Below are 14,999 nucleotides of genomic sequence, written 5' to 3' on the forward strand. Positions count from 1 at the left end.
GTGAGCGAGCGCCGCACCCTGGCCGCGATCTGCGCCGTCCACTTCACCTCCCACCTGCACATCCTGGTGCTGCCGCCGCTGTTCCCGCAGCTGCGCGATGCGCTCGGCGTGGGGTTCGTCGAGCTCGGCTTCGCGCTGACGCTGTTCAACATCGTCTCCGGCCTTACCCAGGCGCCGATGGGGTTCCTGGTGGACCGGGTGGGCGCCCGGCGCGTGCTGGTCGGCGGACTGAGCCTGGGCGGAGCCGCCTTCATGCTGCTGGGCCTGTTTCCGAGCTACCCGGTGCTGCTGGCCGCCGCGCTGATGGCCGGGCTCGCCAATGCGGTCTACCACCCCTCCGACTACGCCATCCTGTCGCGCAGCATGAGCGAGGGGCGCATGGGGCGCGCGTTTTCCATCCACACCGCGTCGGGCTATTTCGGCGGGGCGGTGACGCCGGTGCTGATGCTGGTCCTCGCCACGCAATTCGGGCTGGGTGCGGCGCTATTCATCGCCGGCCTCATCGGGCCGCTCGCCGCGCTGCCCCTGGTGCGCGGCGCGATGGCCGAGACGCCCGCCGCCCGCGCGGTGAACAAGGCCGCGCAGGCCGTGCCGATGGGAAGGATCCTGTCGCCGGCGATCCTCGCGCTGACCGGCTTCTTCGTCCTGCTGTCGCTCTCCTCCGGAGGGCTGCAGAGCTTTTCCATCGTGGCCTTCACCGAAGGACGCGGGTTGTCGCTGGGTGTCGCGAACGCGGCGCTGACCGCCTGGCTCACGCTCAGCGCCATCGGCGTGCTGGCCGGCGGCTTCATCGCCGACCGCACCCGGCAGCATGGCGTCGTGGCCGCCGTGGGCTTCGCCCTGGCCACCGTGCTGATCCTGGCCATCGCATTGCTGCCCCTGCCCGGGATCGCGATTATTTTACTGATGGGTGCGTCCGGACTCATGACCGGCGCCATCATGCCCTCGCGGGACATGATGGTGCGCGCCGCGGCGCCGCGCGGCATGGAGGGCCGGGTGTTCGGCATCGTGTCGACCGGCTTCAACATCGGCGGCGCGATCGGACCGCTGATCTTCGGGGCGATCCTCGATGGCGGCCGCCCCAACCTCGTCTTCCTCCTGGCCGCGTGTTTCACGGCGATGACAGCGGCCATGGCCATCCGGCAGGAGTTCAGCGCCCGCCGCAGAGCGACCCTGGCCGCCGCGGAATAGCGCAACGGGGCAAAAAAAGCCTCTCAACAATTTAACGCCAGCGTCGCTTGCCATCCTCTATCAAACATCGCCCCGCCATCCCCGGACGGGTTTTTTGGAGAATCCCATGTTCCGTCGTGCAGTCCTCGCGCTCGCCCTGCTGAGCGCCACGCTTTCCCTGCCTGCGCTCGCGCAGAACTGCGATACCAGCTTCACGGTGGTCAACAGCTCCGGCCGCACCATCATGGAGATCTATTTCAGCCCCGCGAGCCAGAACAGCTGGGGCGTCGACCAGCTCGGCACCGAGGTGCTCGCGGCCGGCGCCAGCAAGGCGTTCCGCCCCACCGTCGGCGGCGCCTACGACTTCCGCATGGTGTTCGATGGCGGCGCGCCGGTGGAACGCCGCGGCGTCGATATCTGCGCCGTCAGCACCATCACCGTGACCGCGTCGGCCATCAACGCGCAGTAACGCGATCCGCGGGCGTGGCGCGCATCAGCGTGTCACGCCTCAGGCGTTCTCCGCGCGGGGCAGGCTGTCCCGCGCCTCCTCGAGCCGCCAGTACTCGCCGCCTGGCGCGAGGATGGCGTCGACCGTCACCTCGCCAGGCGACATGGCGGCAAACACCGCGCCCGGCAGCCAGGCCTGACCGTCGGTCCAGCGCAACCCGCCCTCCAGCGGCCCGAGCCCGCGCGCGCCGCGCAGGCGCATGTCTTCGGCAGGCAAGCGCAGCAATTCGGCGCCGCCGCGCAGCACCAGCCCCGCAAGCCCGACGCCGCGCATCATGCCCGCCGCCGCCGTCGCCAGGGATATGCGCGATGCGAGCACCGCGCCCTGCGCGCGGGCTATGGCGGCCTCCGCCGCGTTGAGGCTCACCGAGGCGCCGGCGAAGGGCAGTACCGCGCCGCCCACGATCAGGCGCAGCCCAGGGTCGCCCACCGTGTCGGCGCCGAGCCGGCGCGCGCGGGCGGCGAGATGGCGGCGGAACGGTGCGCTGCGCGCCGCATCGCGCAGCACCGGGCGGCAGGGCAGCGTGGTGGACAGCCCCGCCTCGCGGCGCACCGCGAAATCGATGAACTGCGCGGCGATGCCGGCATGGTCGAAGGCGGCGCGACCGCCATCATCGAGGTAGCTCTCCGCCGGCGCGCCTTCGGCAAGCAGGATGGCATGCTCCGGCACCTCGACATGCCAGTAGGTGATGGTCTCCCAGAACGGCTCCTGCAGGATCGTCGCACCATTGACCAGCATCGCGGCGGGCACCAGCACGTCGCCGAACAGCATGCCGTGGTCGGGCGAGACGCGCAGGTCGCGCAGCGGCACGCCGTCGGAAAACGCGCCGGCGCGGATCAGCACCGGGCGCACCGTGCCCGGATGGGGATGGCGCGTGATCGCGATCTCGACCTGCCCGATCCAGAGCGCCGGCTGCACGCCGCCATCGGCGAGCCTGATGATGTCCCCGACGCGCAGCCGCTCGATCGCGACCTGTCCGCGCATCGTGGCGATGCGCGTGCCGGCGGCAAAACACACGATCGACGCCGCGGCGACGTCGCCGGTGAATTCAGCGAATTCGGTGCCGATAACGCCGCTCATCGCACCCCTTCGCCCTGCGCCGGCGAGGCTCGGTCGGGCCCTGCGGCGCGCCGGGTGGATTCCGGGCGCATGACCCGCCGCCTCACCCCGACGCATGCACCCGGATGCACGCGATCAGTCCGGATCAGCACAGGGCTTACGGGCATGCCGGGGTCCGTGATGCCGGTTTCACACGACCCCTGTATCAGAGACGGCCCGACGCCGCCACGCTTGCTCCCCGAGCGAAACAGCATCCTTCATGCGGGCCAGCGCGCCTCGGCATCAAGCGGGAACACCGGCCGCGGCAGCCGCTTCCAGGCGAAATTCGCCAGCACCGGCGAGGTCAGTCCCGGAGCGTCAACCTCGAAGATGCGGTCGTCGGGGAAGAACTCGTCGAAGCCGGCGCGGAAATGGCCGCGGCTCTTCACCACCACCGTCCGCGCGGCGCCGATGTCGATGCCGAACATCTCCAGCATGCGCGGCTCCAGCAGTTGCCGCCGCAGGCTCGCCACGACGACGCGCAGGCCGCTGCCGTCGAGTTCCAGCAGGGCTGCGGCGCCGAGGTTGTAGGCGCGCCCGGCCATGGTGCCGCGCCGGCCGACGCCGCGCCCGTCGCCGCACGCCACGATGCGCGCCCGCGCGCTGAACCGCTTGGAGAAGGCGCTCTCGGTCCGGTTGAACACCGCCTGGAAGCTGGCGCCCTCGCCCAGCGCATGGGCTTCGGACGCCAGCTCCGGATCAATGAAGTTGCCGAGTGCGACGCCCTTCGCGCCGACCTCGTGCAGAGCGGTGAGCAGCCAGGCCGTGTTGCCGCGGCCACCGCCGCCGGGATTGTCGCCGGCGTCGGAAAAGATCACCGGCGCCTCGCGTCCCTCGCCGGCCGCAACCGCCATCGCCGTGGCCTCGGCCACCGAGAGCAGGCGGCGCGTGTGGCGGCCCCGCTCCGCCCAGGCGCGCGCCGCCAGCCGCTGCGCCGTCGCCTCGGCCGTCACGGCGTCACGCGCGGTGACCGTGACGCAGAGCCCGCATTTGGGGAGATCCGAATAGACGAACCCGCCGGTGACCGAGGCGTTGAGCACGCCGGGGTCGTCGCGCATGGCGGCCTCGGCATCGGCGATCAGGTCGGCATAGGGGCCGGATTTCGTCAGCAGCGTCACGGTGGGCGGCACCATCGGCAGGCGGATGAAGTGGCGCATGGGGCGCATCCCCGCCAGCATCTCGCGGATCAGATCCGCGCATTCCGCCGCGCGTGCGGCCATGTCCACATGTGGGTTGGTGCGATAGCCCACGAAGGCATCCACGCTCGCGACCAGCCGCTCGGAGAGGTTGCAATGCAGGTCGTGGCTCACGGCGATCGGCACCGCGGGGCCGACGACCTGGCGGATCATCGCGGCGATGGTGCCATCGGGGTCCTCGTCGCCGGTGGCCGAGGCGGCGCCATGGCTGCCGAGATAGACCGCGTCGAGCGGCAGCGCCGCCGCGAGCCCGGTGCGCATCGCGTCCAGGAAGCCGGTGAAGACATCCTGCGCGATCGGCCCGCCCGGCGGTGCCGCCGCGACGAGGATCGGCACCGGCTGCCAGGGCCCGGTCGCGTCCATGCGGCGATAGAAGCCGGGAAACTCGGCCGGCAGGTGCGACACCTCCGCCCGCGCCAGCGTCGTGATCGCGGCACCGTCTTCGAGGCATTGCTGCGCGAAGTCGGTGAGCACGGTGACCGGGGCGAAGGCGTTCGCCTCCAGATGCAGTCCGAGAACGGCGACGCGCGGCGCGGTGAGTGGCATCCCTTGGCCTCCCGTTGGACAGGTTCAAACACCCGTATAGAGTATGGCACTCCGAGGGGAGACCGCTTTGGGACCGATGGGCGCTCATTCGAACTCGCCGCATCACGTCGTTGCCGCCGTGCCGGCCACGCTCGCGCGTGTCTGAGCCCTTCGCCATGCCGCTTGATCGGGAGGTCCCGACGCCGACGCCACGGTTTCCGGTCAATCTGGCAGCGCCGGACCTGACGCGCTGGCGGATCGGCAACACCGGCATCGCGGGCGTCCACAGCTTCGCCGCCGATGCGGCCGGGCCGCACCTGCTGGTCACCGCGCTGATCCATGGCAATGAGATCGCGGGGGCCATCCTGCTTGACCGCCTGCTGCGCGCGACGCTCACGCCGCGCCGCGGTCGCATCACCCTCGCTCTCGCCAATCTCGATGCCTTCGCCCGCTTCCAGCCGGAGGACCCGACCGCCAGCCGCTTCATCGACGAGGACATGAACCGCGTCTGGGAGGAGCATGTGCTCGATGGCTCGGGCCGCACCGCCGAGCTGCGCCGCGCGCGCGAACTGCGCCCGGTGGTCGACCAGGCGGATGTCGTGCTCGACCTGCATTCGATGCTGTGGCCCTCGGACCCGTTGATCCTCACCGGGCGCTCGGCGCAGGCGGCGGCGCTGGGTGTCGCGATCGGCCTGCCGCCCACCGTCGTCGCCGATGACGGCCACACCGGGGGCCGCCGCCTGATCGACTATCACCGCCTGGCCGAGCCGGCGCCCGGCCGCGGCGCGCTGCTGGTCGAGGCCGGGCAGCACTGGGAGGCCGCGACCGTCGCCACCATGGAGGGATGCTTCCGCCAGCTCGCCGGCCGGCTGGGCCTGTTGGCACCGGTCGCCGCTCTGCCGCCCGGGCGCCTTGCGCACGTCACCCGCACGGTCACCGCGCAGACCGACAATTTCGCCTTCCTGCGCGACTATCGCGGCGGCGAGGTCATCGCCGAGCGCAACACGCTGATCGCGCTGGATGGCGAGGCCGAGATCCGCACGCCGCACGACGACTGCCTGCTGGTGATGCCGTCCCCGCGCACGCTGCGCGGACACACCGCGGTGCGCCTCGCGCAGTTCGACTGACCGGCGCCTCTGGACAAGGCGTCGCACCCGCGCTCCCTTGCTCGAAACACCGGCCAGGAAACCGCCCATGTCCCAGCTTCGCCTGATCACCTTCTCCGATGCCGAAGGCGCGCGCCCCGGGCTGATGCTCGAAGGCGGCCGCGTGCTGGATTTGGCCGCCGCCGGCGTGCGCTTCGCCACGATGCAGGCGCTGATCGAGGCGGGTCCCTTCGTGGTGCCCGCCCTGCGCAGCCTGGCCGAAGCGCCGCCCGAAGCCGCGCTGCTCGATGCTGCCGCCGTCACGCTCCTCGCCCCGATTCCCCGCCCGCACCGCAACGTCTTCTGCGTCGGGCGCAACTACATGGACCATGTGGCGGAAGGCGACCGCACGCGTGGCATCACCAATTCCGAACTGCCCAAATACCCGCAATTCTTCACCAAGGCGCCGGACACGGTGATCGCACCGCATGCCGAGATCCCGAGCCATGCGGACGTCACCAAGTACCTCGACTACGAGGCGGAGCTGACGCTGGTCATCGGCACCGCCGGGCGCGACATCGCGCGCGAGGATTCGCTGAAGCACGTGTTCGGCTGGACCATCGCGAACGACGTGACGGGTCGCGACCTGCAGCGCCGCCACGGGCAGTGGTTCAAGGGCAAGTCGCTCGACCGCTCCTGTCCGCTCGGCCCCTGGATCATCCCCGCGGCGGATCTCGATGCCTCGGACCTTGCGATCAAGCTGTGGATCAATGGCGAGCAGCGGCAGTCCAGCCGCACCAGCAAGATGATCTTCGACGTGCCCGAGATCATCAGCCAGCTTAGCCAGGGGTTCACCCTGCTGCCCGGCGACGTGATCATGACCGGCACGCCCGAGGGCGTGGGCTACGCGATGGTACCGCCGCGCATCCTAACCACCGGCGACATGGTCGAGATCGAGATCGAGGGCATCGGGCGGCTGGACAACCCGGTCGGCGCCTAGACCGCGCGCGCCGGCACCCCGGTCACGGTGAGGCCGGGTGCGACGTCGGCGATCACCGCCGCTCCGGCACCGATGATCGCGTCGGCGCCGATGCTGACGGCGGGCAGCACCACCGCCCCCGCCCCCAGCATGGCGCGCGCGCCGACCCGTACGCCGCCGGCCAGCACCACGCCGGGTGCCAGGTGCGCCCCCTCCTCCACCACGCAATCATGCTCGACGATGGCGCCGGTATTGATCAGCGCGAGGCGGCCAATCGACGCGTCCGGCCCCACCACGGCACGCGCCATCACGACCGCGCCGGCGCCGAGCGTGGCGCCACGACCGAGCACCGCGCTCGGATGGACCAGCGCCGGCAGCGCGAACCCCATCGCCTCCAGCCGCGCACCGGCGGAAAGCCGTGCGGCATTGGCGCCGATCGCCGGGTGCGCGTCGCCCACCCCTTCGGCGAGGATGCGTGGCGCCGCCGCCTCGTCGCCCAGCACCGCGATGCCCAGCACCGAAGCGACGCGCGGCGCGGCGTCGACCACGCCGGCGACAACGAAATCACCCGACGCCAGCAGCAGGTCGAGCACGGCCTTGCCGTGCCCGCCCGCGCCGAGCACCAGGATGGCGCGTTCAGCCAATCTCGAGCAGCTCGACCTCGAACAGCAGCGTCGCGTTGGGCGGGATGACGCCGCCGGCGCCGCGCGCGCCATAGCCCTTCTCGGGCGGGATGATCAGCGTACGGGCACCACCGACGCGCATCCCGGCCACGCCCTCATCCCAGCCCTGGATCACCATCCCGGCGCCGAGTTCGAAGCGGAACGGCGTGCCGCGATTGTGCGAGCTGTCGAACTTCGTGCCCTTGTTGTCGGGGGCGTTCTCGTCGAACAGCCAGCCGGAATAGTGCACCGCCACCGGCATGCCCGGCAGGGCCTCCTCGCCGTCGCCAACCCTGGTATCCGTCACGGATTTATTCCTTTCGTGAGTCGCTGCACCGTCATTGCCCTCAGGCGGGCTCGGCGTCGCGGGTGGTCCACATGCGCTGGAAGGCCGGGCGCGCGTGGCATTGCTCGAGCCAGGCTGCGATGGCCGGCCGGTTCTCGAACAGGGATTTCGCCGGCGCCGCATAGCGCACGATCTCGGCGACGTTGATGTCGGCCACTGTGAAGCGGCCGCCGACGAGATAGCCACGGCCTTCGAGCGCGCTTTCCAGCACCGTGAAGGGGGCGTCGAGCGCGGCGATCGAGCGCTCGGCCAGGCCTGCGTCGCGCTCGCCGGGTGGCTTGGCGACGAGGTTGTAGAGCACCTCGATGGCGTGGGGCTCCACGCCGGTCGCCGCCCAGAGCGACCACATGGTCATCAGCCCGTCCTCGGCGACATCGGCGGGCCCCAGCGCGCCACCATGCCGCTTGGCGAGATGGAGGTTGATGGCAAGGGATTCGCAGAGCACCAGCCCGTCATCATCGAGGGCCGGTACCTGGCCGCGGGGGTTCAGCGCGAGGAACTCCGCCGAACGGGTGTTCAGCGGCGCCCCATCGGCCGCCCAGTCGCCCAGCCGGTAGTGCTGGATGACCGGCACATGCCGCCAGGGCACGCCCATCTCTTCGGCGAGCCAGATGTTGCGCGACGCGCGCGAGCGATAGACCCCGTAGATCGTGAACACTGCCCGTCCCCCGATGGCGATTGACGATCCCGGCAGCGGGGGCCGCCGTCAAGCCGCGTGGCGCGGTAAACTCTTGCTTGAGCGTGCTTGCGGCGCGCGCATCCCATGATATCGTTCCGCATGACGCATCGATAATGACCGGAGGCAAACAAAATGGTCCGTATCCCGATTTTGGCGGGGCTCCTGGCATTCGCGACCCTGCTCATGGGCGCGGGGCCGGCGGCGGCGCAGAACCGCTTCTACCTGGTGAACGGCTCCGGTCAGGTCATCCAAGAAGCCTATGTCTCGCCCTCGCGCATTTCCGAGTGGGGGCCGGACATCCTCGGCGCCGGCGTGCTGCCGGTCGGCAACCAGGTCTGGGTGACGCCGAACTTCCCCGACTGCGTGCTCGACGTCCGCGTCCGCTACGCGAACGGCACCGATGACACGCGCATGCAGGTCAATGCCTGCAACATCAGCCGTGTCGTGTTCGGCGGCGGGGGCGTCGCACCCGTGGCACCCGGTGCGGCGATCGGCGGCGGCCCGGGCTATGGCCGCGCGACCACGGGCAATCCTTCCTTCACGATCGTGAACGGGACTGGGACGGTCATCCGCGAGATCTACAGCTCGCTCTCCAGCCAGCGCGACTGGGGCCCGGACCGTCTGGGCGCCAATACGCTTCAGCCCGGTGGCAGCCTGTTCATCCCGCTACCGCAGGGCGGTGGCTGCACGGCCGATATCCGCGTCGTCTACATGAATGGCGCGGCGAACGAACGGCGTGGTGTGGAGACCTGCTCGATCCAGCAACTCACCTGGCGGTAACGCCCCGGGCGCCTTGATCGCCCGGGTCCACCCGCTCCAACCGGCATGAGGAGTGTGTTCTGATGGCAGGTGATACGGGCCGGCGCTACTCCGGCGTCTACCGCGGAACGGTGCAGGGCGCGGGCGATCCGCTCAGCCAGGGGCGGGTGCAGGTGACCATCCCCGCGATGGGCATCAGCAGCCAGTGGGCGCCGGTGTGCCGGCCGGCGGGTAGCGTGGGCTCGGCGGTGCGGGTGGGTGCGAGCTGTATCGTCGCGTTCGAAGGCGGCGATCCCGCCTTTCCCGTGGTGATGGGCTTCGTCGGATAGTCCTCGCCGTGGCGTGCGGTATGAATCCTGCTTGATCCCAGGCTGGACTGCATGGGTTGCCCGACGCCGTCGCGTCGTCGCGCCTCATGCCCAGCTTCAAAGGATGGCGGATGATGCAGCGACGCACCCTGATGACGGCCGCGGCGGCGACGCTCGCAGCGCCCCGCGCCCTGCGCGCGCAATCCGCGACGACGCTGCGCTTCACCCCGCAGCAGGACCTCGTCACGCTCGATCCGGTGACGACCACCGCCTATGTCAGCCGCAACCACGGCTACATGGTGTTCGACACGCTCTACGGCATGGATGGCGCGTTCCAGGCCACGCCGCAGATGGTCGACGGCCACACCATCGAAGATGACGGCAAGCTGTGGAACCTCACCCTCCGCGACGGCCTGCGCTGGCATGATGGCGAGCGCGTGTTGGCGCGGGACTGCGTCGCCTCGATCCGCCGCTGGGCGAAGCGCGACCCCTTCGGCACCACGCTCATGGAGTTCACCGACGAGCTCTCCGCACCCGACGACAAGACCATCCGCTTCCGCCTCAAGCGCCCCTTCCCGCTGCTGCCGATCGCGCTGGGCAAGGCGTCGGTCCCGGTTTGCGCCATGATGCCCGAGCGCCTGGCCGACACCGACCCGTTCCGTCAGGTGCCGGAGATGATCGGTTCCGGCCCCTTCCGCTTCAAGGAGGATGAACGCGTCCCCGGTGCCCGGGTCGTCTACACGAAATTCGAGACCTACGTGCCGCGCCGCGACGGGACCCCGAGCTGGACCTCCGGGCCGAAGGTCGTGCATTTCGACCGCGTCGAATGGACCATCATGCCCGACAGCGCGACGGCGACGAACGCTCTGATCGCCGGCGAGCAGGATTGGCAGGAATACGCCTATCACGACCTGCTCGCCCCGCTGCGCAGGGCGCGGAACGTGCGGGTGCAGGTGATGGATCCGACCGGCTTCGTCGGCATGGTGCGGATGAACCACCTCACGCCACCCTTCAACAACCCCGAGCTGCGGCGCGCATTGTGGGGCGCGATCGACCAGACCGCCATCATGCAGGCCCTGGTCGGCCCTGCCGAGACGAGCCTCTACCACGTGCCGCTCGGCTTCTTCGGGCCCGGCACGCCGATGGCCTCCGAAGTGGGGCTGGAGCCGCTGCGGGGCCCGCGCGACTATGACCGCGTCAAGGCGGCGGTGCGCGCGTCCGGCTATCGGGGGGAGCCGGTGCTGCTGATGGTCGCCTCGACCTCGCAACCGATCTCGCAGATGGGCGCTGTCGTCGAGGACCAGTTCAAGAAGGCGGGGCTCAACGTCGAGGTCTACTCGGTCGAGTTCAACGCCATGCTGCAGCGGCGCAACCGGCGCGGCACGGTGGCCGAGGGTGGGTGGAGCGCCTTCGTCACCAACTGGGTCGGCACGGACTGGCTGAACCCGGCGGGCCACATCGCGCTGCGCGGCAATGGCGATAATGGCTATGGCGGCTGGGCGACGATGCCGCGGGTCGAAGAGCTTCGCGACGCCTGGTTCGCCGCGCCCGACCTGGCCGCGCAGCAGGCCATCTGCCGCGACATCCAGGTCGAGGCGATGCGGGAAGTGCCCTACTACCCGCTCGGACAGTACCTGCAGCCGACGGCGTTTCGGAGCAACATCACGGGGATCGTCGAGGGGTTCTCGACGTTCTGGAACGTGCGCCGCAGCTGATCACGGCCTGGGCGGCAGCGCCCCGAACACCGTTTCCGACTCGATCTGCGTCACGTTGTCCGGCCGTGGGAAGGGCACGGGCGGCGCCTCGCCCGCGTGGCGTTCCCGCCCGATGCGGGCGAAGAAGGTCTCGAGCCCGCCTGGCAACATCAGCCACAGGAAGGTCATCGGCGCCTCCGGCGCGGCCTGGAAGCGGTGCGGCCGGGCCTTGCCGATGAACAGGCAGGTGCCCTTCTCCAGCGGCGCGGTGCGGGTGCCGTCGAGCAGCGCCTCCCCGCGCCCCTCGAGCACCAGGATCACCTCCTCATTGGCGGGGTGCTGGTGTTCGCGCACGAAGCAACCGGCATCGACCGTCTGGGTGCCCATGGCGAACGGGGTCTCGGCCCCGATCGCTCCCGATTCGAGCAGGCATTGCACGAAGCCGTTGGCCGGCACCGGCTGCCAGAAGGAGCGCGCCTCGCCGGGCTGGACGATGACGAGGGGGGCTGGGTCGGGCATCGGCGTTCCTCTATGCCTGCGGGGCTGATGAATGGTCGCCGAGCCACCCCATGCGCGCCACGAAAAACGCGCAGCTTGAATCTCCCCGGAAGGGCATCAGCGGCTTGACTTGCCAGACCTCCCGGCATAGAAGCCGCGCTCTCGGGGACGCCATGCGCCTCCAGGCTGTTTTGGACCACAGTGTTGCGTGTCCGGTACCGCTCTCCCCTGGTTGGGGTGGGCCGAGGCCGGGTGCAGGACAAGGCCCGCCAGGAAATGCATTTGCATTTCCATGCGGGCCTGATCGCGTCTTGCTCGCGTGGCGCTGGGGTCGCGTCTTGAATGGACCGAAGGGGCGTCATGCCGACGATCAACCAGCTCATCGCCCAAGGGCGCGAGCCCAATCCCAAGCGGAACAAGGTTCCCGCCCTCGCGGGAAGCCCGCAGAAGCGGGGCGTCTGCACCCGCGTCTACACGACGACCCCGAAGAAGCCGAACTCGGCGCTTCGTAAGGTCGCCAAGGTGCGGCTGACCAATGGCTATGAAGTGGTGAGCTACATCCCCGGCGAGGGCCACAACCTCCAGGAACACTCCGTGGTCCTGATCCGTGGCGGCCGCGTGAAGGATTTGCCAGGCGTGCGTTACCACATTCTGCGCGGCGTGCTCGACACGCAGGGCCTGCCGAAGCGCCGCAAGCGCCGGTCGCTCTACGGCGCGAAGCGGCCGAAGTGAGGAGCTGAGATGTCCCGTCGTCACAGCGCCGAAAAGCGCGAAGTCCTGCCGGATCCCAAGTTCGGCGATCTCGTCCTCAGCCGTTTCATGAACGTGCTGATGTACGATGGCAAGAAGAGCACCGCGGAAGGCATCGTCTACGCCGCGATGGACACGCTTAAGCGCAAGGGCGGCCCGAACTCGGACCCGTTGCGCGTGTTCCACGAGGCGATGGACAATGTGAAGCCCGCCGTCGAGGTGCGTTCGCGCCGCGTCGGTGGCGCCACCTACCAGGTCCCTGTCGAGGTGCGCCCCGAGCGCCGCCAGGCGCTGGCCATCCGTTGGCTAATCGATAGCGCCCGCAAGCGCGGCGAGCACACGATGGAGGAACGCCTCTCGGCCGAGCTCATCGATGCCGCCAACAATCGCGGCACCGCGGTCAAGAAGCGTGAAGACACCCACCGGATGGCGGAGGCGAACAAGGCCTTCAGCCATTACCGCTGGTAACCAAAGACCCGAATTCGAGGACCTGACAGATGGCCAAGGCGAAATTCGAGCGGAACAAGCCGCACTGCAACATCGGCACCATTGGTCACGTGGACCATGGCAAGACGTCGCTGACGGCGGCGATCACCAAGATCCTGGCGAAGTCGGGCGGGGCGACCTTCACCGCCTATGACCAGATCGACAAGGCGCCGGAGGAGCGTGCCCGCGGCATCACGATCTCGACCGCGCATGTCGAGTACGAGACCACAAACCGCCACTACGCCCATGTCGATTGCCCCGGCCACGCCGACTACGTGAAGAACATGATCACGGGTGCCGCGCAGATGGACGGCGCGATCCTGGTGGTCTCGGCCGCCGACGGCCCGATGCCGCAGACGCGCGAGCACATCCTGCTCGCCCGCCAGGTCGGCGTCCCCGCGCTGGTGGTGTTCCTCAACAAGACCGACATGGCCGACCCCGACCTGCTGGAACTGGTCGAGATGGAAGTGCGCGAGCTGCTGTCCTCCTACCAGTACCCGGGCGACGACATCCCGATCATCCATGGCTCGGCGCTGATGGCGCTCGAAGACAAGGACCCCGAGAAGGGCGAGCAGGCGATCCTGAAGCTGATGGAAGCGGTCGACGCCTACATCCCGCAGCCGGTGCGCGCGATGGACCGGCCCTTCCTGATGCCGGTGGAAGACGTGTTCTCCATCTCCGGCCGCGGCACGGTGGTGACCGGGCGCGTCGAGCGCGGCATCATCAAGGTGGGCGAGGAAGTCGAGATCATCGGCCTCAAGACCACCGTGAAGACCGTCGTCACGGGCGTGGAGATGTTCCGCAAGCTGCTGGACAGCGGGCAGGCCGGCGACAACATCGGCGCGCTGCTGCGCGGCACCAAGCGTGAGGATGTGGAGCGCGGGCAGGTTCTCGCCGCGCCGGGCTCGATCACCCCGCACACCAAGTTCAAGGCCGAGGCCTATGTGCTGACGAAGGAAGAGGGCGGGCGCCACACGCCGTTCTTCACCAACTACCGTCCGCAGTTCTACTTCCGCACCACCGACGTGACCGGCGTCGTCCAGCTGCCCGAGGGCGTCGAGATGGTGATGCCCGGCGACAACGTGACGATGGATGTCGAGCTGATCGCGCCGATCGCGATGGATGAGGGGCTGCGGTTTGCCATCCGCGAGGGTGGGCGGACCGTCGGCGCCGGTGTTGTCGCGAAGATCGTGGCGTAAGCAGTTTCAGGGAAGACCGGCACACCGCCATGGACAGCCAGAATATCCGCATCCGCCTCAAGGCGTTCGATCACCGCGTGCTGGATTCCAGCACGCGGGAGATCGTGAACACGGCCAAGCGGACGGGTGCGCATGTGCGCGGGCCCATCCCCCTGCCCACGCATATCGAACGTTTCACGGTGAACCGCTCGCCGCACGTCGACAAGAAGTCGCGCGAGCAGTTCGAAATCCGCACGCATCGCCGCCTACTCGATATCGTCGACCCCACCCCGCAAACCGTGGACGCGCTGATGAAGCTCGACCTGGCCGCCGGCGTGGACGTCGAGATCAAGATCTGACGGCCGAGGGAGCATTATCATGGCCGCCAAGACTGGCCGCACTGGCCTCATCGCCAAGAAATTGGGCATGAGCCGCATCTTCAATGATGACGGCTCCACTGTCCCAGTCACGTTGCTCCATGTGGACAATGTGCGCGTCGTCGCCAATCGCACCATCGAGGGCGAGGGCTACACCGCCGTGCAGATCGGCATCGGCAACGCGAAGCCCAAGAATGTGTCGAAGGCCAACAAGGGCCATTTCGCGAAGGCCGGCGTCGAGGCGCCGCACCATGTCGTGGAGTTCCGTGTCGCCGAGGACGCGCTGATCGCGCCCGGCACCACGCTGAGCCCCGCGCATTTCGTGAAGGGCCAGAAGATCGACGTGACCGGCACCACCAAGGGCAAGGGTTTTGCCGGTGCCATGAAGCGTTGGAACTTCGCGGGCCTCGAGGCGTCGCACGGCGTCTCGGTCAGCCACCGTTCGCACGGCTCCACCGGCAACCGCCAGGATCCGGGCAAGACCTTCAAGAACAAGAAGATGGCCGGCCATCTCGGGCAGGACCGCATCACCACCCAGAATCTGGAAGTGGCGATGGTCGATGCCGAGAAGGGCCTGCTTTTCGTCAAGGGCGCCGTGCCCGGCTCCATCGGCACCTATGTGCTGGTGCGCGATGCCGTGAAGCGTGCTCGCCATGCCGACGCGCCCTTCCCGACAGTCGCGGCGGCCTGAGGACAATATG

18 protein-coding genes are annotated in these 14,999 nt (G+C 69.2%); 12 read left to right on the plus strand and 6 right to left on the minus strand.

The annotated features are described in order from the left end of the window. Together GXW79_RS17640 and GXW79_RS17645 are read left to right on the plus strand one after the other, a co-directional pair. Positions 1-1,191, plus strand: coding sequence for an MFS transporter (locus GXW79_RS17640; protein ID WP_211875758.1), 1,191 nt, complete (start codon positions 1-3; stop codon positions 1,189-1,191). A 106-nt stretch (positions 1,192-1,297) separates the two neighbouring features. Next, the gene (locus GXW79_RS17645; RefSeq protein WP_211875759.1) at positions 1,298-1,639 is read left to right on the plus strand and encodes a hypothetical protein; all 342 of its coding nucleotides are present in this window, start codon (positions 1,298-1,300) and stop codon (positions 1,637-1,639) included. A 39-nt stretch (positions 1,640-1,678) separates the two neighbouring features. Here the strand turns inward: GXW79_RS17645 and GXW79_RS17650 are convergent, their stop codons facing one another. Then, the gene (locus GXW79_RS17650; protein WP_211875760.1) at positions 1,679-2,758 is read right to left on the minus strand and encodes a Hint domain-containing protein; all 1,080 of its coding nucleotides are present in this window, start codon (positions 2,756-2,758) and stop codon (positions 1,679-1,681) included. Positions 2,759-2,994: 236 nt separating this feature from the next. Continuing rightward, the gene (locus GXW79_RS17655; protein WP_211875761.1) at positions 2,995-4,518 is read right to left on the minus strand and encodes a M81 family metallopeptidase; all 1,524 of its coding nucleotides are present in this window, start codon (positions 4,516-4,518) and stop codon (positions 2,995-2,997) included. Between the two features lie 155 nt (positions 4,519-4,673). On the opposite strand from GXW79_RS17655, the gene GXW79_RS17660 reads away from it, so the two are divergent. Continuing rightward, positions 4,674-5,624 carry a M14 family metallopeptidase gene (locus GXW79_RS17660; RefSeq protein ID WP_211875762.1) on the plus strand — a complete coding sequence of 317 codons (951 nt, stop codon included), beginning with the start codon at positions 4,674-4,676 and terminating at the stop codon, positions 5,622-5,624. Positions 5,625-5,691: 67 nt separating this feature from the next. Beyond that, positions 5,692-6,582: a fumarylacetoacetate hydrolase family protein gene (locus GXW79_RS17665; protein WP_211875763.1), complete on the plus strand. Its 891-nt coding sequence runs from the start codon at positions 5,692-5,694 to the stop codon at positions 6,580-6,582. Here the strand turns inward: GXW79_RS17665 and GXW79_RS17670 are convergent. The 3 genes from GXW79_RS17670 to GXW79_RS17680 are packed head-to-tail and all read right to left on the minus strand — an operon-like array spanning position 6,579 to position 8,227. Beyond that, positions 6,579-7,205 carry a NeuD/PglB/VioB family sugar acetyltransferase gene (locus tag GXW79_RS17670; RefSeq protein ID WP_211875764.1) on the minus strand — a complete coding sequence of 209 codons (627 nt, stop codon included), beginning with the start codon at positions 7,203-7,205 and terminating at the stop codon, positions 6,579-6,581. The two genes, GXW79_RS17665 and GXW79_RS17670, sit on opposite strands and share 4 nt — an antisense overlap. Beyond that, positions 7,198-7,530 carry an FKBP-type peptidyl-prolyl cis-trans isomerase gene (locus GXW79_RS17675; protein WP_367614950.1) on the minus strand — a complete coding sequence of 111 codons (333 nt, stop codon included), beginning with the start codon at positions 7,528-7,530 and terminating at the stop codon, positions 7,198-7,200. The genes GXW79_RS17670 and GXW79_RS17675 overlap by 8 nt, the downstream gene beginning before the upstream one ends. A gap of 40 nt (positions 7,531-7,570) precedes the next feature. Next, entirely contained in the window at positions 7,571-8,227 is a 657-nt protein-coding gene (locus GXW79_RS17680) for a glutathione S-transferase family protein (protein WP_211875765.1), read from the minus strand. Positions 8,228-8,380: 153 nt separating this feature from the next. On the opposite strand from GXW79_RS17680, the gene GXW79_RS17685 reads away from it, so the two are divergent. The 3 genes from GXW79_RS17685 (at position 8,381) to GXW79_RS17695 (ending at position 11,030) form a co-directional block, all read left to right on the plus strand. After that, positions 8,381-9,028, plus strand: coding sequence for a Tat pathway signal protein (locus GXW79_RS17685; protein ID WP_211875766.1), 648 nt, complete (start codon positions 8,381-8,383; stop codon positions 9,026-9,028). A gap of 62 nt (positions 9,029-9,090) precedes the next feature. Continuing rightward, positions 9,091-9,336 (plus strand): phage baseplate assembly protein V, encoded by a 246-nt coding sequence (locus GXW79_RS17690; RefSeq protein WP_211875767.1) that lies wholly within the window; start codon positions 9,091-9,093, stop codon positions 9,334-9,336. Positions 9,337-9,449: 113 nt separating this feature from the next. Next, the gene (locus GXW79_RS17695; RefSeq protein WP_211875768.1) at positions 9,450-11,030 is read left to right on the plus strand and encodes an ABC transporter substrate-binding protein; all 1,581 of its coding nucleotides are present in this window, start codon (positions 9,450-9,452) and stop codon (positions 11,028-11,030) included. On the opposite strand, the gene GXW79_RS17700 is transcribed toward GXW79_RS17695, so the two are convergent. Beyond that, positions 11,031-11,528, minus strand: coding sequence for a cupin domain-containing protein (locus tag GXW79_RS17700; protein WP_211875769.1), 498 nt, complete (start codon positions 11,526-11,528; stop codon positions 11,031-11,033). It abuts the gene before it with no gap. Between the two features lie 339 nt (positions 11,529-11,867). Between GXW79_RS17700 and rpsL the strand changes: the two genes are divergently transcribed. The 5 genes from rpsL to rplC are packed head-to-tail and all read left to right on the plus strand — an operon-like array spanning position 11,868 to position 14,989. Beyond that, positions 11,868-12,239 carry a 30S ribosomal protein S12 gene (gene rpsL / locus GXW79_RS17705; protein WP_211875770.1) on the plus strand — a complete coding sequence of 124 codons (372 nt, stop codon included), beginning with the start codon at positions 11,868-11,870 and terminating at the stop codon, positions 12,237-12,239. A gap of 9 nt (positions 12,240-12,248) precedes the next feature. Continuing rightward, on the plus strand, positions 12,249-12,725 hold the full coding sequence (gene rpsG, locus GXW79_RS17710) for a 30S ribosomal protein S7 (RefSeq protein WP_211875771.1): 477 nt from the start codon (positions 12,249-12,251) through the stop codon (positions 12,723-12,725). A 29-nt stretch (positions 12,726-12,754) separates the two neighbouring features. After that, a complete protein-coding gene (tuf, locus tag GXW79_RS17715) occupies positions 12,755-13,942 on the plus strand; it encodes an elongation factor Tu (RefSeq protein ID WP_211874523.1) in 1,188 nt (395 codons plus the stop codon). A gap of 29 nt (positions 13,943-13,971) precedes the next feature. Then, positions 13,972-14,280, plus strand: coding sequence for a 30S ribosomal protein S10 (rpsJ, locus tag GXW79_RS17720; protein WP_211875772.1), 309 nt, complete (start codon positions 13,972-13,974; stop codon positions 14,278-14,280). A 19-nt stretch (positions 14,281-14,299) separates the two neighbouring features. After that, on the plus strand, positions 14,300-14,989 hold the full coding sequence (rplC, locus tag GXW79_RS17725) for a 50S ribosomal protein L3 (RefSeq protein WP_211875773.1): 690 nt from the start codon (positions 14,300-14,302) through the stop codon (positions 14,987-14,989). The last annotated feature ends 10 nt before the right edge of the window (positions 14,990-14,999 follow it).

It is taken from the genome of Plastoroseomonas arctica (genome assembly GCF_018128965.1).
GTDB classification, from domain to species: Bacteria; Pseudomonadota; Alphaproteobacteria; order Acetobacterales; family Acetobacteraceae; genus Plastoroseomonas; species Plastoroseomonas arctica.

Excerpts from the sequence above, each read along its gene's own strand:
- GXW79_RS17690 (WP_211875767.1), top strand. The coding sequence starts at position 9,091 with ATGGCAGGTGATACGGGCCGGCGCTACTCCGGCGTCTACCGCGGAACG.
- GXW79_RS17660 (WP_211875762.1), top strand. The coding sequence starts at position 4,674 with ATGCCGCTTGATCGGGAGGTCCCGACGCCGACGCCACGGTTTCCGGTC.
- GXW79_RS17685 (WP_211875766.1), top strand. The coding sequence starts at position 8,381 with ATGGTCCGTATCCCGATTTTGGCGGGGCTCCTGGCATTCGCGACCCTG.
- rpsJ (WP_211875772.1), top strand. The coding sequence starts at position 13,972 with ATGGACAGCCAGAATATCCGCATCCGCCTCAAGGCGTTCGATCACCGC.
- rplC (WP_211875773.1), top strand. The coding sequence starts at position 14,300 with ATGGCCGCCAAGACTGGCCGCACTGGCCTCATCGCCAAGAAATTGGGC.
- rpsG (WP_211875771.1), top strand. The coding sequence starts at position 12,249 with ATGTCCCGTCGTCACAGCGCCGAAAAGCGCGAAGTCCTGCCGGATCCC.
- rpsL (WP_211875770.1), top strand. The coding sequence starts at position 11,868 with ATGCCGACGATCAACCAGCTCATCGCCCAAGGGCGCGAGCCCAATCCC.
- GXW79_RS17695 (WP_211875768.1), top strand. The coding sequence starts at position 9,450 with ATGCAGCGACGCACCCTGATGACGGCCGCGGCGGCGACGCTCGCAGCG.
- tuf (WP_211874523.1), top strand. The coding sequence starts at position 12,755 with ATGGCCAAGGCGAAATTCGAGCGGAACAAGCCGCACTGCAACATCGGC.
- GXW79_RS17665 (WP_211875763.1), top strand. The coding sequence starts at position 5,692 with ATGTCCCAGCTTCGCCTGATCACCTTCTCCGATGCCGAAGGCGCGCGC.
- GXW79_RS17700 (WP_211875769.1), bottom strand. The coding sequence starts at position 11,528 with ATGCCCGACCCAGCCCCCCTCGTCATCGTCCAGCCCGGCGAGGCGCGC.
- GXW79_RS17650 (WP_211875760.1), bottom strand. The coding sequence starts at position 2,758 with ATGAGCGGCGTTATCGGCACCGAATTCGCTGAATTCACCGGCGACGTC.
- GXW79_RS17645 (WP_211875759.1), top strand. The coding sequence starts at position 1,298 with ATGTTCCGTCGTGCAGTCCTCGCGCTCGCCCTGCTGAGCGCCACGCTT.
- GXW79_RS17655 (WP_211875761.1), bottom strand. The coding sequence starts at position 4,518 with ATGCCACTCACCGCGCCGCGCGTCGCCGTTCTCGGACTGCATCTGGAG.